This is a genomic window from Acidovorax sp. NN32, from assembly GCF_057597245.1.
Genome location: NZ_CP199679.1, coordinates 4,886,949 through 4,908,135 on the forward strand (window position 1 = coordinate 4,886,949; position 21,187 = coordinate 4,908,135).

The 21,187-nt window shown below is 65.7% G+C and carries 21 protein-coding genes; 10 read left to right on the forward strand and 11 right to left on the reverse strand.

Annotated elements, in window-relative coordinates; all coding sequences use genetic code 11:
• The first annotated feature begins 11 nt into the window (after window positions 1-11).
• From ACT89O_RS22615 to ACT89O_RS22640, 6 genes are all read left to right on the forward strand, one after another.
• Window positions 12-539: a phosphatidylglycerophosphatase A family protein gene (locus tag ACT89O_RS22615; protein ID WP_431151064.1), complete on the forward strand. Its 528-nt coding sequence runs from the start codon at window positions 12-14 to the stop codon at window positions 537-539.
• The gene (locus ACT89O_RS22620) at window positions 536-1,063 is read left to right on the forward strand and encodes a CinA family protein (protein WP_487261254.1); all 528 of its coding nucleotides are present in this window, start codon (window positions 536-538) and stop codon (window positions 1,061-1,063) included. The genes ACT89O_RS22615 and ACT89O_RS22620 overlap by 4 nt, the downstream gene beginning before the upstream one ends.
• A gap of 81 nt (window positions 1,064-1,144) precedes the next feature.
• Window positions 1,145-2,047, forward strand: a complete 903-nt coding sequence (locus ACT89O_RS22625; protein WP_487261255.1) for an alpha/beta fold hydrolase — start codon at window positions 1,145-1,147, stop codon at window positions 2,045-2,047.
• A gap of 218 nt (window positions 2,048-2,265) precedes the next feature.
• Window positions 2,266-4,155: a cyclic nucleotide-binding and patatin-like phospholipase domain-containing protein gene (locus ACT89O_RS22630; RefSeq protein WP_487261256.1), complete on the forward strand. Its 1,890-nt coding sequence runs from the start codon at window positions 2,266-2,268 to the stop codon at window positions 4,153-4,155.
• Window positions 4,156-4,240: 85 nt separating this feature from the next.
• Window positions 4,241-4,729, forward strand: a complete 489-nt coding sequence (locus ACT89O_RS22635; protein WP_218301436.1) for a nuclear transport factor 2 family protein — start codon at window positions 4,241-4,243, stop codon at window positions 4,727-4,729.
• Between the two features lie 185 nt (window positions 4,730-4,914).
• Window positions 4,915-5,421, forward strand: coding sequence for a hypothetical protein (locus ACT89O_RS22640; RefSeq protein WP_487261257.1), 507 nt, complete (start codon window positions 4,915-4,917; stop codon window positions 5,419-5,421).
• A gap of 400 nt (window positions 5,422-5,821) precedes the next feature.
• On the opposite strand, the gene ACT89O_RS22645 is transcribed toward ACT89O_RS22640, so the two are convergent.
• Entirely contained in the window at window positions 5,822-7,375 is a 1,554-nt protein-coding gene (locus ACT89O_RS22645; RefSeq protein ID WP_487261258.1) for a SulP family inorganic anion transporter, read from the reverse strand.
• 130 nt (window positions 7,376-7,505) lie between these two features.
• Complete coding sequence (locus tag ACT89O_RS22650) at window positions 7,506-8,363, reverse strand: UPF0149 family protein (RefSeq protein WP_487261259.1); 858 nt, start codon at window positions 8,361-8,363, stop codon at window positions 7,506-7,508.
• 216 nt (window positions 8,364-8,579) lie between these two features.
• Between ACT89O_RS22650 and ACT89O_RS22655 the strand changes: the two genes are divergently transcribed.
• From ACT89O_RS22655 to ACT89O_RS22670, 4 genes are all read left to right on the forward strand, one after another.
• Window positions 8,580-10,322 carry an FMN-binding glutamate synthase family protein gene (locus ACT89O_RS22655; protein ID WP_487261260.1) on the forward strand — a complete coding sequence of 581 codons (1,743 nt, stop codon included), beginning with the start codon at window positions 8,580-8,582 and terminating at the stop codon, window positions 10,320-10,322.
• Between the two features lie 8 nt (window positions 10,323-10,330).
• Window positions 10,331-11,152 (forward strand): BUD32 family EKC/KEOPS complex subunit, encoded by an 822-nt coding sequence (locus ACT89O_RS22660; protein ID WP_487261261.1) that lies wholly within the window; start codon window positions 10,331-10,333, stop codon window positions 11,150-11,152.
• A 102-nt stretch (window positions 11,153-11,254) separates the two neighbouring features.
• A complete protein-coding gene (locus ACT89O_RS22665; protein WP_487261262.1) occupies window positions 11,255-13,117 on the forward strand; it encodes an ABC transporter ATP-binding protein/permease in 1,863 nt (620 codons plus the stop codon).
• Between the two features lie 90 nt (window positions 13,118-13,207).
• Window positions 13,208-13,636: a GNAT family N-acetyltransferase gene (locus ACT89O_RS22670; RefSeq protein WP_487261263.1), complete on the forward strand. Its 429-nt coding sequence runs from the start codon at window positions 13,208-13,210 to the stop codon at window positions 13,634-13,636.
• 66 nt (window positions 13,637-13,702) lie between these two features.
• Here ACT89O_RS22670 and ACT89O_RS22675 read toward each other — a convergent pair whose 3' ends face one another.
• The 9 genes from ACT89O_RS22675 to ACT89O_RS22715 all read right to left on the reverse strand — a co-directional run bounded on the left by ACT89O_RS22675 (window position 13,703) and on the right by ACT89O_RS22715 (window position 21,185).
• A complete protein-coding gene (locus ACT89O_RS22675; protein ID WP_147433794.1) occupies window positions 13,703-13,933 on the reverse strand; it encodes a hypothetical protein in 231 nt (76 codons plus the stop codon).
• Window positions 13,934-14,240: 307 nt separating this feature from the next.
• Window positions 14,241-14,726, reverse strand: coding sequence for a putative toxin-antitoxin system toxin component, PIN family (locus ACT89O_RS22680; RefSeq protein ID WP_228899242.1), 486 nt, complete (start codon window positions 14,724-14,726; stop codon window positions 14,241-14,243).
• Entirely contained in the window at window positions 14,716-16,008 is a 1,293-nt protein-coding gene (locus tag ACT89O_RS22685; RefSeq protein ID WP_487261264.1) for a THUMP domain-containing class I SAM-dependent RNA methyltransferase, read from the reverse strand. Before ACT89O_RS22685 ends, ACT89O_RS22680 begins: the two co-directional genes overlap by 11 nt.
• Window positions 16,005-16,487: an acyl-CoA thioesterase gene (locus tag ACT89O_RS22690; RefSeq protein WP_055402488.1), complete on the reverse strand. Its 483-nt coding sequence runs from the start codon at window positions 16,485-16,487 to the stop codon at window positions 16,005-16,007. The genes ACT89O_RS22685 and ACT89O_RS22690 overlap by 4 nt, the downstream gene beginning before the upstream one ends.
• 67 nt (window positions 16,488-16,554) lie before the next feature.
• Window positions 16,555-18,144 (reverse strand): RNA polymerase factor sigma-54, encoded by a 1,590-nt coding sequence (locus ACT89O_RS22695; protein ID WP_487261265.1) that lies wholly within the window; start codon window positions 18,142-18,144, stop codon window positions 16,555-16,557.
• Window positions 18,145-18,232: 88 nt separating this feature from the next.
• A complete protein-coding gene (lptB, locus tag ACT89O_RS22700; protein ID WP_055402495.1) occupies window positions 18,233-19,030 on the reverse strand; it encodes an LPS export ABC transporter ATP-binding protein in 798 nt (265 codons plus the stop codon).
• A gap of 11 nt (window positions 19,031-19,041) precedes the next feature.
• Entirely contained in the window at window positions 19,042-19,695 is a 654-nt protein-coding gene (lptA, locus tag ACT89O_RS22705; RefSeq protein ID WP_055402492.1) for a lipopolysaccharide transport periplasmic protein LptA, read from the reverse strand.
• 108 nt (window positions 19,696-19,803) lie between these two features.
• Window positions 19,804-20,460 (reverse strand): thiol:disulfide interchange protein DsbA/DsbL, encoded by a 657-nt coding sequence (locus tag ACT89O_RS22710; RefSeq protein WP_218301425.1) that lies wholly within the window; start codon window positions 20,458-20,460, stop codon window positions 19,804-19,806.
• 80 nt (window positions 20,461-20,540) lie between these two features.
• A complete protein-coding gene (locus ACT89O_RS22715) occupies window positions 20,541-21,185 on the reverse strand; it encodes an SPOR domain-containing protein (protein ID WP_055397987.1) in 645 nt (214 codons plus the stop codon).
• Window positions 21,186-21,187: the final 2 nt, after the last annotated feature.

The following is a 21,187-nucleotide window of genomic DNA, read 5'->3' on the forward strand; positions in this document are numbered from 1 at the left end:
TCCCTCGTGCCATGACCGTTTCCGAGCCCCCGCAGCCCCTGCCCTCCCGCCGCCCTACCGTGGCGTTCATGTTTTCCCACCCGGCGCACTTCATCGCACTGGGTTTTGGTGCTGGGCTGTCGCGCGTGGCGCCGGGCACCGTGGGCACGCTGTGGGCGTGGCTGAGCTACCTGGCACTGCAGCAATGGCTGTCACCCCAACACATGGGCCTGCTGATTGCCGCCAGCACCGTAGTGGGCTGGTGGGCCTGCACCACCACCGCGCGCAACATGGCCGTGGCCGACCCCGGCAGCATCGTGTGGGACGAGGTGGTGGCCTTCTGGCTGGTGCTGTGGCTGGCCATGCCCATGGGCTGGTGGGGGCAGCTGGTGGCTTTTGGGCTGTTCCGATTCTTTGACGCGGCCAAACCCGGGCCGGTGGGTTGGGCCGACAGCCTGTTCAAGGGTTTTGGCTGGCGCGGCGGCTGGGGTATCTTGTGGGACGACTTTGTGGCAGCCTTCTGTACCCTGCTGGTCATTGCAGTGTGGAGGTTTCTATGACAACCGCATCGCTATCAAATAGAGAGCTGCTAGCGCTTGATACATCAGCGCTAGAGGCCAATTTGACCCAAATTTCTCTGGAATTGCTCAAACACAGCCACCTGCTGGCCACGGCCGAAAGCTGCTCGGGCGGCATGATCGCGGCGGCCTGCACCGACCTGGCGGGCTCCAGCCAGTGGTTCGAGCGCGGCTTTGTCACCTACTCCAACGCCGCCAAGGTCGAGATGCTGGGCGTGCCCGCAGCACTCATTGAGCAGGAAGGCGCCGTGAGCGAGGCCGTGGCCCGCGCCATGGCCGATGGGGCGCTGGCCCATTCCCAGGCGCATGTGAGCCTGGCCGTAACCGGCGTGGCCGGCCCTACAGGCGGCAGCGAGGCCAAGCCCGTGGGCACTGTGTGGTTTGCCTGGTGCGTGAATGGCGAAACCCACAGCGAGATGCAGCACTTTGCGGGCGACCGCGCCGCCATCCGTGCGGCCACGGTGCGGTATGCACTGCAGCGGCTGCTGGGCTTTTTGCTGGCCTGATCCCCCGGGTAGGCACCTGACGGGGCGTGCACGCCAACTCAGCCTGTCGCCCCAATGCATTCAACCATCGCCGCATCCCGCATGACCTCACCTACCTGGTTTGAAGGCTTCACCACCCAGCGCATCACCACCGCTGGCGCCGAGATTTTTGTCCGCACCGGCGGTACCGTGGGTGCACCGCCCCTGCTGTTGCTGCACGGCTTTCCGCAAACCCATGCGCTGTGGCACCGCGTGGCGCAGCAGCTGGCGCACGACTACTTTCTGGTGCTGCCCGACCTGCGCGGTTATGGCGATTCATCGCACGCGCCCGGCCTGCCGGACCACCGCAACTACAGCAAACGCGCCATGGCGCAGGACATGGCCGAGGTGATGACCGCGCTGGGCCAGGACGCGTTCTTTCTGTGCGGCCACGACCGGGGCGGCCGCGTGGCCCACCGCCTGGCGCTGGACCACGCCGCGCGCGTGAAGAAGCTGTGCGTGATCGACATCGCCCCTACGCTCGACATGTACGCGCGTACCGACATGGAGTTTGCGCGCGCCTACTACCACTGGTTCCACCTGATCCAGCCCGCGCCGCTGCCCGAGACCATGATTGGCGGCAACCCGCTCGCCTACCTGCACGCCAAGCTGGGCGGCTGGGGCAGCGCGGGCCTGGCCCACATCGAGCCCCAGGCGCTGGCCGACTACGAGCGCTGCTTTTGCACGCCCGAGGCCATCCACACCGCGTGCGAGGACTACCGCGCCAGCGCAGGCATCGACCTGGAGCATGACCGCGAAAGCCGCGCGCGCGGCGAGAAGATCGCGTGCGACACGCTGGTGATCTGGGGCGAACACGGCGTGGTGCACCGCCTGTTCGACCCACTGGCTCTGTGGCAGGCGCAATGCGCGGGCGTGGTGACGGGCCAGGCCGTGCCTGCAGGGCACTTCATCCCCGAGCAATTGCCCGACGCCACGGCCCGCGCGCTGAGCGCCTTCATGCGCTGACGACCGATTTCGCATCGGCACGGAAGGGCAATCGCGAGGGCCCGCCGTGCATTTGTTCACACGCTGCCCGGCCACCATGCCTTGCACAGTGCGCACAGGTGCCCTTGCGTTCCTAGAATCCGCCGCTTCGCACGCTGCGGAACCCATCGCAAACACGACGTGTTGGCGAGCCCCCCGCTTTCCGCAGCGCCCCACCGAGCCTTGCCGATTGCGTGACCATGCCCCCTTTTACCGCCACCCAGAACCAACTGCTCACCGAGCACCTGCGCAGCTTTCTGCCAGGCATCGAACCCGAAGCGCTGGAGCTGCTGCGCGCCCAGCTGGAGTGGGTGGAGGTGCCCGGCGGCAGCACGCTGATGGCGCAGGGCGAGCCCGGCGAGTCGATGTACCTCACCGTGAGCGGCCGCCTGCGTGCCTATGTGCGCAGCGATGACGGCAGCATCGGCCCGCAGCGCCGTGTGGCCGATATGGGCCGGGGCCAGGTGATTGGCGAGATCAGCCTGTTCACCGACGCACCGCGCGCCGCCACCGTGGTCGCCGTGCGCGACTCGGTGCTGGTGCGCCTGACCAAGGATGTGTTCAAGACCCTGCTGGCCAGCAGCGCCCAGGTGTCGATTGCCCTCACGCGCCAGATCATCCAGCGCCTGCAAACGGGCACCGCCATCCACACGGCCGCACAAGAGCGGCCCGTGGCCATGGGCCTGCTGCCCGTGAGCAGCGGCGTGGACCTGCAGGGCTTTGGCCAGAGCCTGGCGCGCCAGCTGGGCACCATCGGCCGCGTGCGTGTGGTCGACTCCGCCACCGTGGACGCAGAGCTGCACGAGCCCGGCATTGCCCAGCGCGAAGGCGCCGACGCCACGGCCAACCGGCGCATCGCCATGCTGCTCGACGAGATCGAGGCGCGCAACGACTTCGTGCTGCTGCTGGCAGACCCCGAGCCCACGCCCTGGACACGGCGCGTGAGCCGCCACTGCGACGAGTTGCTGCTGCTGGCCGACGCTCAGGCCGAGCCCGCCATCCACCCCATCGAAGAAAACTGCCTGCTGCGCCGCGCACCCCTGGCCGAGGCCGCCGAGATCCTGGTGCTGCTGCACCCGGAAGGCACGCAGTGCCCACGTGGCACCCAGCAATGGCTGGACCGCCGCCCCGTGGCCGACCACGTGCATGTGCGCCCCACCCTCGACCGCGACATGGCGCGCCTGGCCCGCATCCAGAGCCGCACGGCCGTGGGCCTCGTGCTGGCGGGCGGCGGCGCGCGCGGCTTTGCGCACCTTGGCATCTACCGCGCGCTGCAGGAGGAAGGCGTGGAGATCGACTGCGTGGGCGGCACCAGCATCGGATCGGTCATGGCCGCGTATGTGGCATCCGACCGGCCGCTGGCGACGGTGATGGCCAACGCCCGAGAGGCGTTTCGCACCAACCCCACGGGAGACTTCAACCTGCTGCCGCTGATGTCGCTCATCAAGGGCCGCCGACTGCGCCACATCCTGCACGAGGCCGTGGGGAGCCTGGTGGGCTTCCCGGCCCAGGTGGAAGACCTGTGGAAGAACTATTACTGCGTGGCCACCAACTACTCGCGCGCCAGCGAACAGGTGGTGCGCCGTGGCAGCCTGGTGAAGTCGCTGCTGGCCAGCATCTCCATCCCCGGTGCATTGCCGCCCGTGGTGCACGAGGGCGACCTGCTGTGCGACGGTGGCACGTTCAACAACTTTCCGGTGGACGTGATGCGCAGCAGCATGCGCGGCGTGGGCACGGTGATCGGCGTGGACCTGAACTTCCGCAAGCCGCGCCGCATCGAGCTGGACGACATCCCCACCAGCTGGGCCCTGCTGCGCGACAAGCTGCGCCCGCGCGCCCAGCGCCGCTACAAGCTGCCCTCGCTGGCCAGCTACCTCATGCAGGTCACCATCCTGTACAGCATGTCGCGCCAGCGCCAGTCGCAGCAGCTCACCGACCTGTACTTCAACCCCCCCATGGACCGCGTCGGCATGCTGCAGTGGAACCGCTTCGAGCAGATCGTGCAGCAGGGGTATGCACATGGCATCCAGGTGCTGGACGGACTGGATGACATCAAGCGCCGGCGCATCGGCGGGCTGCGCACCCGTTGAGAACGCACCACACGGCCCGGTCGCCCAAGCGGCATGCAACAGGCAGGCACCGGTGTAGCATGGGCGCCCTTGAGGAGGAGACCCCATGCACCCCAACGCCCAGACCCTGCAGCGCTTCTACACCGCGTTTGCGCAGCTTGACCACGCCACCATGGCCGCCTGCTATGCGCCCAACGCCACGTTCGACGACGAGGCCTTTTCCCTGAAGGGCCGCGACCAGATCGGCGGCATGTGGCGCATGCTATGCACCGCCACCAAAAAGCCCGGCGCGGCCGAGCACTGGAAGCTCACGTTCAGCGGTATCGAAGCCGACGCGGCCGGCGGCAAGGCGCACTGGGAGGCGCACTACCTCTTCAGCGCCACGGGGCGCAAGGTGCACAACATCATCGACGGCACCTTCACCTTCACGCCCGACGGGCTGATCGCCACCCACCGCGACCGCTTCAACTTCTGGCGCTGGGCACGGCAGGCTCTGGGGGCACCAGGGCTGCTGCTGGGCTGGTCGCCATCGCTCAAGCGCAAGGTGCGGAGTACGGCGGCGGGGAATTTGAAGAAGTTTTTAGCGCAGGGGTGAGAGGTGGTGTTGCGGTGATGCAGATCGCTCAATGCATTGGGAACTGCGGCTCTCGGCAAGGAGCGGTCCGTCACGAACGACCGCTTTCAGGCACGTCATGCGACGCACCCGACAACTACCCTGGATCGCGCAAGAATTAGACTCTTTCAACGATGCATCTATCTAGTCCAGCAGGCATCATTCACGTGGTCAACGAACCGACTTATTCCTTCGGCTCGACTGACAACGTCCGGTGTTACCCGCTTGAAGTGCAGCTCGCGGGTGGAGCGCAGCCCAGTTCGGTTCATGGCGTCTTGCTGGATGATGAGCCAGTCGCAGTGATTTCAAACGGTGGTGGCGCAAGCGGAGTACATCAGCACTCGGCTGTCTTCAAGGACGGACTCTTGTATTTAGCTGTGGGAGACAGCATTGCGTGCTTGAGTCTCGAATCTGCCAAGTTAATTTGGTCGGTTAAGGTGGACTTGGCGACTTGCTTCGGCATCTACTTTGATGAGAACAACACTGCCCTCATTTCGCATGGGGAATTGGAAATTGCCCGACTGTCAGAGGTCGGAGAAATTCTCTGGCGCCAGTCAGGAGCCGACATTTTTTCAGAAGGCTTTGTCCTTCATCCCAAGTTCATCGAAGTCATTGACTTCAATAAACAAGCTTACTGGTTTCGCTACGAGGACGGCGTCCCAGTCTCTCCTTGACCGGTCTCTTCATTCGACCGCTTTCCGGCAATCAGGTCAATCAGGCCTACTTCGGCTTCGGGCCCAAAGCGCCCTATCACTGTGCTCGATCAGCGAAAGGCAGCCACCCACCTTGAACCCCGCCCTCGCATCTGCAACGGGCAGCAGTGGAAAAATCAAGTCCAATTGGCCCCTAGCGCTTATTCAACAAGCGCCAGCAGCTATCAAATCAGTAGCTTCTACCAAAAACCCGTAGCACTCTTGTACTTCTTGCCACTGCCGCAACGGCGCGGAACATTGCGACAGGACATGTGGCGATGCCGTGCACGGCGACAAAAGGGCCGGGAGCCAAGCGCTGGGCCTGCTGGGTGTGCTGCGGGGCTGGTCGCCTTCGCTAAAACGCCAGCGGCCCCCTCCCCGCTCAACCGACCACCCCTCCTTTCGCACGGTCCGGTGCGACATCGCTCCCCATCCGATCAATCAGCACCGCGCTGGCTTCGTTAAGCCCCAGCACCTGCACCGTGCAGCCATGGTGCCTCAAGCGTTCCACCACCTTGTCGAGTGCGGCCACGGCGGTGATGTCCCAGAAGTGGGCGTGCGTCACGTCGATGACCACCGCGCGGCCTTCGGCGCCCAGCACGTCGAACGCCTCGATGAACGCATCGGCCGAGGCAAAAAACACCTGGCCGGACACGCGCCAAGTGCGCTGGCCCAAGGCCGTGGCACCAGCGCCATCTGCGTGATCGGCGCCATCCGCATCGTCGTGCACGCGCACCTCCAGCATGTGCGAGACCTTGAACGCAAAGAACACCCCGCTGAGCACTACGCCCACGGCCACGCCAGCCGCCAGGTTGTGCGTGGCGATGGTGACGGCCACGGTGGCCAGCATGGCGGCGCTGGACAGGCGCGGGTGGCGCACCAGGGCGCCGAGCGACTTCCAGTCGAACGTTTCGGCCGACACCATGACCATGATGGCCACCAGCGCAATCACCGGCACCTTGGATACCCAGTCTTTCAGCGCCACCATGAGGATCAGCAAAAACACCCCGGCAAACAACGTGGACAGGCGCCCGCGCCCGCCGTACTTCACGTTGCCCACGGCCTGGCCGATCATTCCGCAGCCCGCAATGCCGCCGAACAGGCTGGCCGCGATGTTGGCCACGCCCAGCCCCGCACATTCGCGGTTCTTGTCGCTGGGGGTGTCGGTCAGCTCATCGACCACGGCGGCGGTGAGCACTGATTCGAGGAGGCCCACCATGGCGATCGCCAGCGCGGGCAGGAGGATGATGCGCAGGGTGTCGAGCGACGCGGGCACCTGCGGCAGCGCAAACACAGGCAACGCGTCGGGCAGTTTGCCGAGGTCACCCACCGTGGGCAGGTGCAGCCCCAGCGCCGATGCCAGCACCGTGAGCACCACCACGCAGATCAGCGGTGACGGAATGGCGGTGAGCGCAGGCCATGCCAGCCGCTGGCCCAGCCACGGCAGGCCGTAGATGAGCGCCAGCCCCAACGCCAGCGCCCCCCAGGTGGCCGTGCTGGCGCCGTGCAGGTGCGGCAGTTGCGCGGCAAAGATCAGGATGGCCAGCGCATTGACGAAGCCCGTGCGCACCGAGCTGGACACGAAGCGCATCAACACGCCCAGCTTCATCAGCCCAAACGCCACCTGCACCGCGCCTGCCAGCAGCCCCGCCGCCAGCAGGTAGCCCAGCCCGTGCGACTGCACCAGCGGCGCAGCCACCAGCGCCACCGAGCCTGCCGCCGCCGACACCATCGCAGGCCGTCCGCCGGTGAAGGCGATGACCAGGCTGATGACAAACGAGGCGAAGAGCCCCACCGAAGGGTCCACGCCCGCCACGAAGGAGAAGGCGATGACTTCGGGGATGAGCGCAAACGTGGCCACAGCCCCGGCCAGCAGCTCGCGCGGAATGCTGGGCGCCCATTCGGCGCGCAGACGGGTCAGGGTGGAGGGGTTCATGCGGTGTGCTCTGCAAAAAACAAAGCGCGCCCGAAGGCGCGCTGCGAGGAATTTCAGATAAAAACAGGCTCTAGCGCATATCCATCAAGCGCCAACAGCTATCCAATCAATAGCAAATTGCCCAACAAGATCAAGCCCCGTGGCACTTCTTGTACTTCTTGCCGCTGCCGCAGTGGCACGGGTCATTGCGCCCCGGCTCGGGCGCCTTGCGCACCGTCTCCACGCGCGGGCCCATGCTCTTCCAGAGCTGGCGCAGGTCGTACACGGCCCAGATGGCTTCGCCGAAGGCCTCGACGCGCGCCTGGCTGGTGCTGGGTGGGCCGTCTTCGTCGTACATGCAGACTTCGGGCTTGCCGGTGTCGTCTTCGGTCAGGGCAACGATGCGGTCCAGCGCGTCGTCCAGCCACTTGGCGGCTTCCTTGTCGCGCGGGGCGGCCCAGTCTTCGGGCCAGTTTTCCACCGCAAACATGAAGCCCAGGGCCCACACCTGGCCGAAGGACGGGATCTCCTGGTCGTCGCCCATTTCGGCGCGCTGCTCGTCGGTCAGGCTGGCCACGGCGCCGCGCATGTCCATGGCTTCGGGCTGGAAGGTGCGGTCGTCGTCCAGCGTCTTCACGTCGGTGTCGAGCTGGGTCGCGATTTCGGCCCAGCGGCGGTTCCACAGCTCTAAAAAGCGCGCCTGCTGAGCGGCGTCAGCAAAGGCTGGCAACTGCGGCAGCGGGTCGCCTTCGGCAACATCCAGCTCGGCGCCGTCGCCCAGCAGCATGGGCAGGTACTCAGCCGGGGCGATGGGGCGGCGGCTGCAGATCAGCGCGGTCATGAAGCCATCGCAGAACTCCCACTGCGGGATTTCCTCGCCGCGCGAGCGCAGGTCGTCGAGGATGTTGTCGATCTCTTCCAGCTCTTCAGGGCCCAGTGCGGCCGCCGGGGCGCCCGCGGGGTCATCAAGATCGTCGGTGGAGGGAGTGGGCGATGTGGATTCGGTCATGGGGGGCTCCGGTCGTCAAGCGAGAAAGCGGGGGCGGTAAAACATTGTTTTACTTTTATGATGCGCAGGCCTTGTGCCGTGGCGCTGGTGTAGCGGCGGAGGTACGGCGACCCGGGGTGGTGCCGGGCCTCAAAAGCGCCTTGCGCAACATGGCAACCCGATAAAAAGGCGGTCAGTGTAGCCCCCTCTCGCACCGCCACCAGAACCAGGACCCCCATGCTCCACCAACTGAACTCCCTGTACCCGGTACGCTACACGGCCTTTGCGCTGTGCGTTTTCGGGCTGCTGCTGTCGCTGTTTGCGCTGGTGGCTTTTCACGTGGGGTTGCCCGTGGTGCTGGTGTTTGCTGCCCTGGTAGCAGTGGGCGTGTACGACCTGCAGCAGTCGCGCCACGCCATCCTGCGCAACTACCCGGTCATCGGCCACATCCGCTTCATGCTCGAATACGTGCGGCCCGAGGTGCGCCAGTATTTCATCGAGAGCGACAGCGAGGCCGCGCCGTTCTCGCGCGCGCAGCGCTCGCTGGTGTACCAGCGCGCCAAGGGCGACCCGGACAACCGGCCGTTTGGCACGCACCTGGACGTGGGCGCGCAGGGTTATGAATGGGTGAACCACTCGCTCGCACCCACACAGCTGCCGTCGCACGACTTTCGGGTGTGGATCGGCGGCAACCCCGATGCGCCGTCGCAGTCCGTGGCGCCCTGCACCCAGCCCTACCACGCGAGCGTGTTCAACATCTCGGCCATGAGCTTTGGTGCGCTGTCGGCCAATGCGATCCTTGCTTTGAACCAGGGTGCAAAAAAAGGCGGCTTCGCGCACGACACGGGCGAGGGCAGTATCAGCCAGCACCACCGCGTGCACGGCGGCGACCTGATTTGGGAAATCGGCTCGGGCTACTTTGGCTGCCGCAACCCCGATGGCACGTTCAGCGAAGAACGTTTTGCGGCCAGCGCCACCGACCCGCAGGTCAAGATGATCGAGCTGAAGCTCAGCCAGGGCGCCAAGCCCGGCCATGGCGGCGTGCTGCCCGGCGCGAAGGTGACTGCCGAGATCGCCGCTGCGCGCGGTGTGAAAGAGGGCGAAGCCTGCATCTCGCCCGCCAGCCACAGTGCGTTTCGCACGCCGGTCGAGATGATGCATTTCATCGCCAAGCTGCGTACGCTGTCGGGCGGCAAGCCCACGGGCTTCAAGTTCTGCCTGGGCCACCCGTGGGAGTGGTTTGCCATCGTCAAGGCCATGCTGGTCACGGGCATCACGCCCGATTTCATCGTGGTCGATGGCGCCGAGGGCGGCACGGGCGCGGCGCCCGTCGAATTCACCGACCACGTGGGCGCCCCGCTGCAAAAAGGCCTGCTGCTGGTGCACAACACGCTGGTGGGGGTGAACCTGCGCGACCGCGTGCGCATTGGCTGCGCGGGCAAGGTGATCAGCGCCTTCGACATCGCTCGCATGATGGCGCTGGGCGCCGACTGGTGCAACGCGGGGCGTGGCTTCATGATGGCGCTGGGCTGCATCCAGGCGCAAAACTGCCACACCGGCCACTGCCCCACGGGCGTGACCACCCAGGACCCGCTGCGCCAGCAGGCCCTGGTGGTGCCCGACAAGGCCACGCGCGTGGCGCAGTTTCACCGCAGCACCTTGCACGCGCTGCAGGAACTGGTGCAGGCCTCCGGGCTGCGCCACCCCAAGGACATCACAGCCCACCACATCGTGCGCCGCATCAGCGACACCGAGGTGCGCCTGCTGTCCAACCTGATCACGCGCATGCAACCGGGCGCGCTGCTCGGCCCGCTCGACGCGCAGCACAACGTGTTCCGCCTGTACTGGCCCTTGGCCAGCGCGCACAGCTTTCAGGCCAGCGAGCCTGCACTGGAACCCTCCATTCCCCACCATGTCGAGCTGGTGCACGCAGCAGCCGCGGGCACCGCAGCGGCCGTGGCGGGGGACGCCGCTGTATGAACTTGACGATGGACGCATCCGCCCCCACCCACACCGCCGCCCCGGACTACGCCGCCTTTTTGCAGCAGCAGCTGGCCACCCAGCCGCACAACGTGATGGCCCACGTGCTGGGCGATGAGCAGATCTGGATCAAGCGTGCCGGCGCTCCCCACGGCACGGGCCGCTACCGCGCCATGGCCGTGCTGGCCGCCCTGCTGCGGCTGGACGCCCTGCGCCCCGTGCCCAACCCCGGCGGCCCTGCGGCCATTGCCACCGAAGTGCAGCGCCTGCGTGACCTGGCCGCGCGCGGCATCCGCGTGCCCGTGGTGCTGGCCGCCTTGCCCCATGGTTTTGCCATGCGCCACCTGGGCCACACGGGGGAAGAGATTCATTCGCTGGGCAACGAGATCGACCATGCCGTGCTGGCGGGCGACACGGCCACCGTTCTGGCGCTGTGGCAGCAGGGGCTGGACACGCTGGCCCTGGTGCACCGCCAAGGCACGTGCCTGAGCCAGGCCTTTGCTCGCAACATGGTGCGCTGCCCCGATGGCGAAGTGGCCTGCATCGACTTTGAGGACGACCCCGCCGCCGTGCTGCCCCTGGCGGTGTGCCATGTGCGCGATGCGCTGTGTTACGCGCACTCCACCGCGATCTACCTGCACACCAGCGGCACGCTGACCGAGGGGCGCGAGCGCTGGGTGGCGTGGGTGGCGCAGGAGAGCGCGGAGATGCAGACGGTGCTGGCGACCAGTGTCCGGCGGATGGGGTGGATGGGGCTTTTGCCGGCAAGCCGCAGGCTGGGGCGGGATTTGCAGCGGGTGCGGGCGGCGTACGAGTTGCTCAGCAGATGAAACGCAGCCGTTCTTATCAAGCTGTGGTTGTCCGCTGACAGCGCCGAGCGCGCTGATCGCCTATCGTTCAGGTGGAGCTTCCTCCAGCCCTCCCATCTTTCCATGCCACTGCCCGCCGCTGCCAGCCCAGCCGCCCCTGAGCCCACGCCCTTGCCCACCACGTCCGACAAGACCCGCCGCAGCCGACCGCCCACCCTGTCGCGGGCAGCCTGGAAGCAGTTCATGGGCGTGGCCCGGCCCTACTGGGCAGGCGACAAGAAGCGCACCGCCTGGGGCCTGATGGCACTGCTGATCGCCCTGATGGTGTGCGAGACCCAGCTGGCCGTCATGCTGATCGACAAGACGGGGGAGATGACATCGGCCCTGGCGGCCAAGCAGGCCGACCGCTTCTGGATCGCGGTGCGCACCAGCCTTGTTGTACTGGCATTCGCGGTGCCGGTGTACGCCTTTTATTACTACATGCGCGACGCGTTCTCCAACCACTGGCGGCGCTGGCTCACCCACCGATTCCTGGATGGCTATCTGAGCGAGCGCAAGTACTACGAGATCGGCGCGGGCGGCGACATCGACAACCCCGACCAGCGCATCAGTGAAGACATCAACACCTTCACCAGCCGGTCCACGCACTTCCTGCTGATTTTCATCGGCTCGCTGATGCAGCTGGTGGCGTTCAGCGCGGTGTTGTGGTCCATCTCCAAGACGCTGGTGGCTTTCTTGGCGGTGTATGCCCTGCTGGGCACCTTCGGGGCGCTGTACCTTTTTGGCGCGCCGCTGATCCGGCTGAACTTCTGGCAGATCCGCCGCGAGGCAGACTTCCGGTTCGGCCTGATGCGGCTGCGCGAAAACGCCGAATCCATCGCCTTCTACCGGGGCGAACCCCAGGAGCGCGTGCAGATCGACCACCGGTTCGAGGCAGCGTTTACCAACTTCGCCCGGCTCATCAAAAAACAGCTCTCGCTCAACCTGTACCAGCGCTCTTTCAGCCAGCTCACCTTGATCCTGCCCAGCATCCTCCTGGCCAATGCGGTGCTGTCGGGCGAGCTGGAGGTGGGCCGGGCCATCCAGGCGGCAGGCGCATTTGCCGCCGTGCTGGGCGCCATCTCGCTGATCGTGGACAACTTCGAGAGCCTGAGCCGGTTTGTGGCGGGCATCGACCGGCTCCATACCCTGTCGCAGGTCGTGCTCAAAACCCCTGCCGCGCCCACCCCCTGGGCCGAGCCCGCCCCAGCAGGCCAGCCTGCGGACGATGCGACGCCCGCGATCAACGCCCACGACCCCTCCGAGCCCCCACCGCAAATCACCACCCGCATCGGCGACACGCTGACCATCGAAGGGCTCTCGCTTTACACCCCCCACTTCGGCCGCCTGCTCGTGGCCGACCTCTCGCTGCAGTTGCAGCCCGGCGACGCGCTGCTCATCACCGGCCCGAGCGGCTGCGGCAAAAGCTCGCTCTTGCGTGCCATTGCCGGCCTGTGGCACACGGGCAGCGGCACCGTGCAGCACCCGCCCCTGGAAGACATGTTCTTCCTGCCCCAGCGCCCCTACATGCAGATTGACACGCTGCGCAGCCAGATCATCTACCCGAGCAAGCAGACGGCGCTGAGCGACGAACGCCTGCTGGAGCTGCTGCAGGAGGTGCACCTCGAATCACTGTCCGAGCGTGTGGGTGGGCTCAACGCGTCCTACGACTGGGAGAAACTGCTGTCCGTTGGCGAGCAGCAGCGCCTGGCCTTTGCCCGCGTGCTGGCGCGCCAGCCCAGCATCGTCATCCTGGATGAAGCCACCAGCGCGCTGGACAGCGCCAACGAAACCGCCCTCTATGAACGCCTGCGCGCCAGCGGCACCACCCTCATCAGCATCGCCCACCGCCCCGCCGTGCTCAAACACCACACGCACGTGCTGGAGTTCAAGGGCGAAGGGGCTTGGGAGCTGTACGCGGCAGCGGACTTCAGGTTTGATAGCTGAGCGCGGCGGCTCAAACGACGGCGGGGCAGCTTCGCCCGATGAGAGCAGGTCGGGTTACGCTTCGCCAACCCGGCCTACATGACTTCCGCAATGACCGACTTTGAGATCTACACACCCACAGCAGAAGAAGTTCACTCCGGCGTCTTAGGCCGTCGGATGCGGCAATTCAACTACGGGTTCGTCGGTGAGTACGGCCAGTCCCAGCCGGTGTGGGTGAGCGCGCGTGACGCGCAGGGCGAATTGGTGGGCGGGCTGCGCGGATTCGTGTTTTTGGAGTGGCTGAACGTGGAACTGCTGTTTGTGGACGAAGCCGCCCGGCACCATGGAGTGGGCCGCAACCTGCTGGCCACGGCAGAACAGAAAGCCCGCGACCTGGGCGCGCACAGCGTGACGCTGAACACCTTTGAATGGCAGGCGCGCGAGTTCTATCTTAAACAGGGCTATGAGGAGTTTGGGCACATCGACAACTACATCCAGGGATTTCAGCTGGTGTATTTGAAGAAGGTTTTGATGTCCTGATGTCCAGGGCTTGGATTGCCAACGTGGCAGGTCCGACTGCGCCCACCCACCCCACCAAACTTACGATCAACTTCCCAGCAGCATTTCGTACCTTGGCGTGTCTGACAACGGATCTGCAGACAGCACCAGCCCCTCAAAAAAATGGTGATCCTGGTCAGCCAGCAGGTGCGCTGCCTCCTGGTGCAAAAGGAACAGCACCTCTGCATAGGTTGGGTTGTGGTCCCTGCGAATCTGAACCGTAGCGCTCAATTCGGTCCAAACGCCACCGTTATCCCGAACCCAGTACGCATAGGTCACGTCCAACGTCCTGCCCGGAAACTGCCTCTGGAGCTCCTGCTCATCCAGGCTGTGTCCAATGCTCCTGCTGTACTCACGCAGGGCTGAGAGCAAAGTCTCCACATCCTGGCAAGACGGCTCAGAAAAAGACCAGGGGAGATCACGAAGGATTGACGACGGAAGACTTTGAGCCAAAGACGGCCTCGCAAAAAATGAGACAGCGCCAGCGGTATGCCAGAGGAAGTGCCGCCTTGAACTCATGGGCGGTGATACACGATCATCGGAGGGTAACAGTCCCCACGATCTTGTCGAAGACTTGGCAGGCCTATCAAACCGCAAGTGCTGCTACCTCCGCCTCCAGCACCAGCGCAGTCGCCACATCCGCCCCGAAATTCATCAAGCGCTTGCGCATACAGATCACCGCCTTGTCCTTGCTCAGCAAAATCGCCCGGTGTGCCGCCGCCAGGTCGATGAACTTCTGGTCGTCCGCGTCCTTGCAGACATAGGGCACCTTGGGCGCGATCTCCACCAGCCGCGCCTGCGCATCAAATGCAGCGAGTACCTGCGCTGCATCCACGCGGTAGTAGTCCATGCGCCCAACGATGTGCGGATAGGCCAGCACACGCTCCAGTTCGTCGCGCATGACCTGGGTCGCTATCCAGGCCAGGCGCCCTTGGGCCAGCAGTGCGCGCAGGGGGGCGGTGCGCGGGTCGCTGAAGATCAGCAGGTCGAGCGCGACGTTGGTGTCCACCACCACAGGGCGGGCGGGTTCGCCCTGTGCGGCCTCGGCGGGCAGGCGCAGTTCAACCTGCATTGCGCGGGTCGTGGTCAGGGGCGGGTTTTGCAGCACGGTCGCGCACCGCGCCCTTGATCATGTCGAAGCGGAAGAGGCGGCATTCGATGGGGCCGTTCCACATCGGCACGCGGCGCGATTCTTTCAGGCGCATCTTGCCGGGCAGCTTGAGGTCGGGTGTGAGCATCCAGGCCTGCCAACCAGCGTAGTTCTTCTTCCAGTGCGAGGCCAGCTGGCTGAAGAATTCGCCGCCATCCTCGGTCTGCGCCTCTTCCCGGCCCACGGCCATGCCCTGGGCACGGTCGGCAGCTCGCTCGCTGGCGTTGCGGCCGGCGCTACCTGCGGCAGCAATGCGCTCGCCGTAGGGCGGGTTGAGCAGCATCACGCCAAGCTGGTCGCACGGTGGCATGCGCTGCAGGGCGTCGCCGCCGCGCAGCTGCACGGCCTCGGCCACGCCTGCGCGCTCAGCATTGCGCTGCGCAAAGTCGACCATGCGGAAGGCCACATCACTGCCAAACAGGGGCACAGCGCTTGTCTGTATTGCGCTTTCAGCTTCGTTTTTAATAGCATCCCAGACATGGGCCTGGAACGGCAGCAGCTTCTCGAACGCAAAACGCCGCAGCATGCCCGCCGGGATGCGGCAGGCGATCTGCGCGGCCTCGATCACGATGGTGCCGCTGCCGCAGCAGGGGTCGTACAGCGGCTGGGGGTTGTCGCCATGCGGGTCCCAGCCGCTGGCGGCGATCATGGCGGCGGCCAGGGTTTCTTTCAGTGGCGCATCGCCCTTGTCCTCGCGCCAGCCGCGTTTGAACAGCGGCTCGCCCGAGGTGTCGATGTAGATCGTGGCCTCGTCGGTGGTCAGGTGCAGGTGGATGCGCACATCGGGCCACTGGGTGTTCACGTCGGGCCGCACGCCGCTTTTGGCGCGAAAGCGGTCGGCCACTGCGTCTTTGACCTTGAGACCTGCGAAGTTGAGGCTCTGCAGCGGGCTGTGCTGGGCCGTCACCTCGACCTTGAAGGTCTGGCGCGTGGTGAACCAGATTTCCCAGGCCACGTCGCTGGCCATGGCATAGAGATCGTTCTCGGAGCGGTACGGGCGGTGCGCCAGCTGCACCAGCACGCGCTGGGCCAGGCGGCTGTGCAGGTTGAGCAGCAGCGCCTCGCGCCACGAGGCGCGCAGCAGCACGCCGCCGCGGCCGACCAGCAGGTCTTGCCCCGTGAGGCCGGTGATGCCATGCACCTCGTCGGCCAGAAAGCCCTCCACACCAGCGGCGCAGGGGAGAAAAAGTTGGAGTTGGTTCATGTCGATGGGGAGGATACGCGCTCAGACAATGCGTGGGAATCCGGCGTTCCCGCGCGGGCCAGCAGCAATTGGCGGATGGATTCGGGGATCGGCGCCACCTTGCGGTCGGCCTTGCCGATGAAGACGATGCCGATCTTGCCGCGCGCCACCTCGCGGCCTGAGGTCTTCTCGGTCATGCAAAAGACCAGGTCAAACCCATAGCGGTTGAAGTCCGCAGGCGCCATCTCCACGCGCATGGTCTCGCCATGGAAACCTTCGGACTTGTACTGCGCCACGATGTCGCCGACCACGATGGACAGCCCGCCCACGTCGGCCTCGGGGTAGCCCAGCGACTGGAAGAAGCGCACCCGCGCTTCAGAGACCAGGCTCAGCAGTTGCGCGTTGTCCAGGTGCCCGCCCTGGTTGACGTGGCTGATGTAGATCTGCAGCTCGGTGGCAAAGCCGAAGTGCGGGGGGAGGTCGAAGACGATGCGGGCCATGGTGGGGTGGCGGATAGAAAAACGAAAAATTCAAACAGGGCGAGCCATGCGCCCCCAACCGGGGTACCTACAGCGCCTTGCGCAGGTTGGCCGGCGCGATCTTGAGCGCTTCGCGGTACTTGGCCACGGTGCGGCGTGCGCACTCGATGCCCTGTTCCTTGAGCATCTCAGCGATCTGGCTGTCGGACAGCGGCTTGGCGGGGCTTTCTGCGGCCACAAACTGCTTGATGAGGGCGCGCACGGCGGTGCTAGATGCGTTGCCGCCGGTCTCGGTGCCAAGGCCGGAGCCAAAGAAGTACTTCAGCTCATACGTGCCAATTGGCGTAGCCATGTATTTGGCGGTGGTCACGCGGCTGATGGTGGATTCGTGCAGGCCCAGTTCGTCGGCGATGTCGCGCAGCACCAGCGGGCGCATGGCCAACTCGCCGTGGGTGAAGAAGCTTTTTTGCCGCTCCACGATGGCGCGCGAGACGCGCAGGATGGTGTCAAAGCGCTGCTGGATGTTCTTGATGAACCAGCGCGCCTCCTGCAGGCGCTGCTGCATGCCCTGGTGACCCTCGCCGCCCTTGTGGCCGCGCAGGGCGCCAGCATAGATGTCGTGCACGCGCAGGCGCGGCATCACATCGGGGTTGAGGCTGACGATGAAGTTGTGCTGGCCATCGCGTCCATTGGCACGCCCGGCTTTGCGCACGATGACATCGGGAATGATGATGTTGCGCTCCACGTCGGCAAAGCGACGGCCGGGGCGGGGCTCCAGGCGAGCGATCAGCGCCATGGCGGCGCGAGTGCGCTCTTCGCCGTCGCCACACAGCTGCGTCAGGCGGCGGATGTCGCGGCGGGCCAGCATCTCCAGCGGCTGCTGACAAATGCGCAGCGCGGTCTGCACCGTGTCGGGGTCAGCATCGCTGTCCTCGTCGGCAGCCAGCGCCGTGAGCTGCAGCGTCAGGCATTCGGCCAGGTTGCGCGCGCCCACGCCGGTGGGCTCCAGGCTTTGCAGCAGGCGCTGGGCCACGGTGAAGCGGTGCACCAGCTCTTCAATCTGCTCCAGGTCGTCCGGCCCGGCCAGGCTGATAGCCAGCTCTTCCAGCGACTCTTCGAGGTAGCCGTCGTCGTTGAGCGATTCAATGAGAAAACGCAGCGCTGCGCGGTCAATCTCTGACAAGCGCAGCGCCAGTGCCTGACGGTGCAAAAAGGCGGTCAGCGATTCATGCGAACGGGCCAGCTCGGTGGCGTCGGCCTCGTCGCCTTCGGAGTCGTTGCGGTTGCGGGCGGGCGCATCCCCGCCCCACTCCGCGTCGTTGGGCGCCATTTCTACCGTGCCGTCACCGCTCCAGTCAGGCTCGTCAGCGCCAGCACTCGGCGTTTCAGCATCATTTTGGCCTTCAGCGCTTGTGCTGCTTGCGCTGCTAGCTCCTGAAAATATAGCATCATCGGCGCTGTACTCATCGGGCTGCGCGGGCGTGTCGGCGGCTTCCAGGCCAAACTCCTCGCGCGGAGCTTCGTCGGCATTGCGTTCGAGGAACGGGTTTTCGTCGAGCATCTGCTCGACTTCCTGCGAGAGTTCGAGCGTGGACAACTGCAGCAGCCGAATGGACTGCTGAAGCTGGGGGGTCAATGCAAGATGCTGCGAGACGCGCAGCGAGAGTCCAGGCTTCATTGATTGAGCGCCGCCGGGCCGCCCCAAGGCGTGAAGGCCCCTTCGGGGGGCAGCGCAGTACACGAAGTGACAAGCGTGGGGGCCATGTCTACATCCTGAAGTGTTCGCCAAGGTAAACACGTCGTACCTCGGCGTTGTCCACGATCTCGGACGGCGTGCCCTGCGCGAGCACGCGGCCATCGCTGATGATGAAGGCGTGGTCGCAGATGCCCAGGGTTTCGCGCACATTGTGGTCGGTGATGAGCACGCCGATGCCCCGCGCCTTCAGGAAGCCGATGATGCGCTGGATCTCGATCACGGCAATGGGGTCGATGCCGGCAAAGGGCTCGTCCAGCAGGATGAAACGCGGTTGTGTGGCCAGGGCCCGGGCAATCTCGACGCGGCGGCGCTCGCCGCCGGACAGGGCCATGGCGGGCGAGGCGCGCAGGTGGTCCACGCGCAGCTCCTGGAGCAGGGCCGTCAGGCGCTCCTCGATGGCGTCGCGCGAGAGCGGCTGACCGTCATCACCACGCTGCAGTTCCAGCACGGCGCGCACGTTCTCTTCGACCGTGAGTTTGCGAAAGATCGAGGCTTCCTGAGGCAGGTACGACAGGCCCAGGCGCGAGCGCCGGTGGATGGGCATGTGGGCCACCGATTGGCCGTCGATGCGGATGTCTCCCTCGTCGCTGCGCACCAGGCCCACGATCATGTAGAACGAGGTGGTCTTGCCCGCGCCGTTGGGGCCGAGCAGCCCCACGACCTCACCTTTTTGCACGACCAGCGAAACGTCCTTGACGACCTTGCGGCTGCCATAAGACTTCGCCAGGTGCTGCACCTCCAGGCGGCTGCCCGCCTGGGAATCAGGCCCCAGGCGGCTGCCCGCCTGAGTGTCAGGACCGGTACTCACAGCGGGCCCACTCACTTGGCGCCGCCGCCAAGGCTGTTGCTGGGGCGCAGCGCCGGGGCTGAGGCCGGGGACGCCGCCTCGGGGGCCGCCGCAGCGGGCGGTGGATCTTTGGGGGCCAGCACGGCGCGCACGCGGCTGCCCGGCGCGGGGGCATCGCCCGCAGCGTTGGTGGCGGTGCGCTTTCCGTCCACGGAGAACACGTCGGTCAGGTTGTTGTAGACAATCACGGCGCCGGTGATCTCGTCGCTGAGCACAGCGCCCCGGTAGCGGCGCAACTCGGCACGGGTGATGAAGCGCACGTTGTCGGCCTTGCCGTCGTACTCGATGACTTCGCTCTCGCCTTCGATGAACTCGTCGGGTGCTCCCGGCAGGGTGTCGCGCTTTTGCCGGAAGAAGGCGCGCTTGCCAGGCTCTGCCGTGACCACACCGTACTGGTAGCCATCGGCATCCTGACGCACATCCAGCCGCGCGCCACGCAGCACGATGGAGCCCTTGGTCATGACCACGCGGCCAGAGAACACGCTGGTTTGCTTGAGCTCATCGTGGCGCAAAGCGTCCGCCTCGATGTTCATGGGCTTGGCGCGGTCGGCCTTTTCGGCATGGGCCACACCGAAGGTGCAGGCCAGGGCCGCGAGCAGGAGGATCGGAAGGAGGCGATGGTTCATAGGGCACGAATCTTGCAATCATTGTAGCCACCCCGTCGCGTTCCTCCATGAAAAAAGCCCGCATGTGCGGGCTTTTGCCAATGGGAACCGGCGGCCGGGCGAAAACCGTCAGCCTTTGCGGGCCACTGTCGCCAAATGTTCCACCACCTGCAGCACGTTTTGCATGCTGCCCGCCATGGTGCCATCGGTGTAGAACTTGCCCGCCACACCCATCGAGGGCACGCCCTCCACACCGTAGGCGTCCTGCAGTTGCGAAGCACGGCGAACTTGGTTGGACACGCTGAACGAGGTGTAGATTTCCTTGAACTTGGTGGCGTCCACACCCTGTTGGGCCACCCAGGCAAAAATTTCGTCGTCCTTGGCCAGCTTCTGCTTTTCCACATGGATGGCGCGGAACACCTTGGCGTGCAGGGCTTCGAGCTTGCCCATGCCTTCCAGGGCGTAGTACAACTTTTGCTGGGGCACAAAGCTCGCGTTGAAGGCCACGGGCATACGACGGACGGAGAGGTCCTTGGGGGCGGCCTTGACCCAGGCGTCGAGCGCGGGTTCAAAGGCGTTGCAGTGGGGGCAGCTGTACCAGAAGAACTCGATCACATCGACCTTGCCCGCAGGCGCGTCGGGCGCTACCGGCTTGTCCAGCCGCCGGAAGTCCTTGCCCTCCTTGAACTGGCGGGCCTGAGCCAGCGCGGGGGTGGCCACTGGCAACGTCAGGGCGGAAGCGGCAACCGCCGAGGCGGCGGACAAAGAAAACTCACGGCGTTTCATGACAAAGACTCTCCTGTTACAGGTCTGGGGGATGTGAGCCATGCCCCCGCAAAAAGTTCAGCCACCCGAAGTCTGGCGCGTCAGCGCTGCACGCGCACCAGCGCCGACTCCAGACCGGCGCCATCGAGCTTCTCCTTGAGCTGCTCGGCGTCGTCGCGTTTGGTGAACGGCCCCACACGCACGCGGAACACCGCCCGGCCATTTTGCTCACGCTCGCTCACGCGGGCCTCCCAGCCCAGCATGGCCAGCTTGGCGCGCTGCGCATCGGCGTCCGCCTGGGTGCGGAAAGCCCCGGCCTGGACAAAGTAGTCGAACGGGTCCAGATTGCCCTTGGCAGCAGCCTTGGCCACGGCCAGATCGCCCAGCGGGTCGGCGCCGGGCTTGGTTTCAGCCTTGGCCTCGGGCTTGCTGGCAGCGGGCTTGGGTGCAGGCGCCGATGCCACAGCCCGAGCATCCGGCGCGGCCGGGGTGGGCGCCGAGGCAGCCACAGCGGGCGGGGCTGCCGGGCGAGCCGGGTTCTTGCCATACAAAGGCGAATTGGGATCCCAGTTCTTGTTCTTCTGGGTCTCGGCGGCGTCCATGTCCACGCCCCGGCCATTGCCCTTGTTGAGGAAGGGCACCGGCACCTTGGTCACGTACACCGCCACAGCCAAGGCAGCGCCCAGGCCCACGATGACCCCAACGATAAAGCCGACGATGGTCCCGCCCGTCTGTTGTTTCTTCATAG

Bases quoted from the DNA above. Each gene is read 5' to 3' on its own strand.
- ACT89O_RS22620 (WP_487261254.1), top strand. From the start codon at position 536: ATGACAACCGCATCGCTATCAAATAGAGAGCTGCTAGCGCTTGATACA.
- ACT89O_RS22655 (WP_487261260.1), top strand. From the start codon at position 8,580: ATGCTCCACCAACTGAACTCCCTGTACCCGGTACGCTACACGGCCTTT.
- ACT89O_RS22615 (WP_431151064.1), top strand. From the start codon at position 12: ATGACCGTTTCCGAGCCCCCGCAGCCCCTGCCCTCCCGCCGCCCTACC.
- ACT89O_RS22635 (WP_218301436.1), top strand. From the start codon at position 4,241: ATGCACCCCAACGCCCAGACCCTGCAGCGCTTCTACACCGCGTTTGCG.
- ACT89O_RS22695 (WP_487261265.1), bottom strand. From the start codon at position 18,144: ATGAAGCCTGGACTCTCGCTGCGCGTCTCGCAGCATCTTGCATTGACC.
- ACT89O_RS22650 (WP_487261259.1), bottom strand. From the start codon at position 8,363: ATGACCGAATCCACATCGCCCACTCCCTCCACCGACGATCTTGATGAC.
- ACT89O_RS22665 (WP_487261262.1), top strand. From the start codon at position 11,255: ATGCCACTGCCCGCCGCTGCCAGCCCAGCCGCCCCTGAGCCCACGCCC.
- ACT89O_RS22715 (WP_055397987.1), bottom strand. From the start codon at position 21,185: ATGAAGAAACAACAGACGGGCGGGACCATCGTCGGCTTTATCGTTGGG.
- ACT89O_RS22685 (WP_487261264.1), bottom strand. From the start codon at position 16,008: ATGAACCAACTCCAACTTTTTCTCCCCTGCGCCGCTGGTGTGGAGGGC.
- ACT89O_RS22645 (WP_487261258.1), bottom strand. From the start codon at position 7,375: ATGAACCCCTCCACCCTGACCCGTCTGCGCGCCGAATGGGCGCCCAGC.
- ACT89O_RS22670 (WP_487261263.1), top strand. From the start codon at position 13,208: ATGACCGACTTTGAGATCTACACACCCACAGCAGAAGAAGTTCACTCC.
- ACT89O_RS22625 (WP_487261255.1), top strand. From the start codon at position 1,145: ATGACCTCACCTACCTGGTTTGAAGGCTTCACCACCCAGCGCATCACC.
- lptA (WP_055402492.1), bottom strand. From the start codon at position 19,695: ATGAACCATCGCCTCCTTCCGATCCTCCTGCTCGCGGCCCTGGCCTGC.
- ACT89O_RS22630 (WP_487261256.1), top strand. From the start codon at position 2,266: ATGCCCCCTTTTACCGCCACCCAGAACCAACTGCTCACCGAGCACCTG.
- ACT89O_RS22680 (WP_228899242.1), bottom strand. From the start codon at position 14,726: ATGCAGGTTGAACTGCGCCTGCCCGCCGAGGCCGCACAGGGCGAACCC.
- ACT89O_RS22660 (WP_487261261.1), top strand. From the start codon at position 10,331: ATGGACGCATCCGCCCCCACCCACACCGCCGCCCCGGACTACGCCGCC.
- ACT89O_RS22690 (WP_055402488.1), bottom strand. From the start codon at position 16,487: ATGGCCCGCATCGTCTTCGACCTCCCCCCGCACTTCGGCTTTGCCACC.
- ACT89O_RS22710 (WP_218301425.1), bottom strand. From the start codon at position 20,460: ATGAAACGCCGTGAGTTTTCTTTGTCCGCCGCCTCGGCGGTTGCCGCT.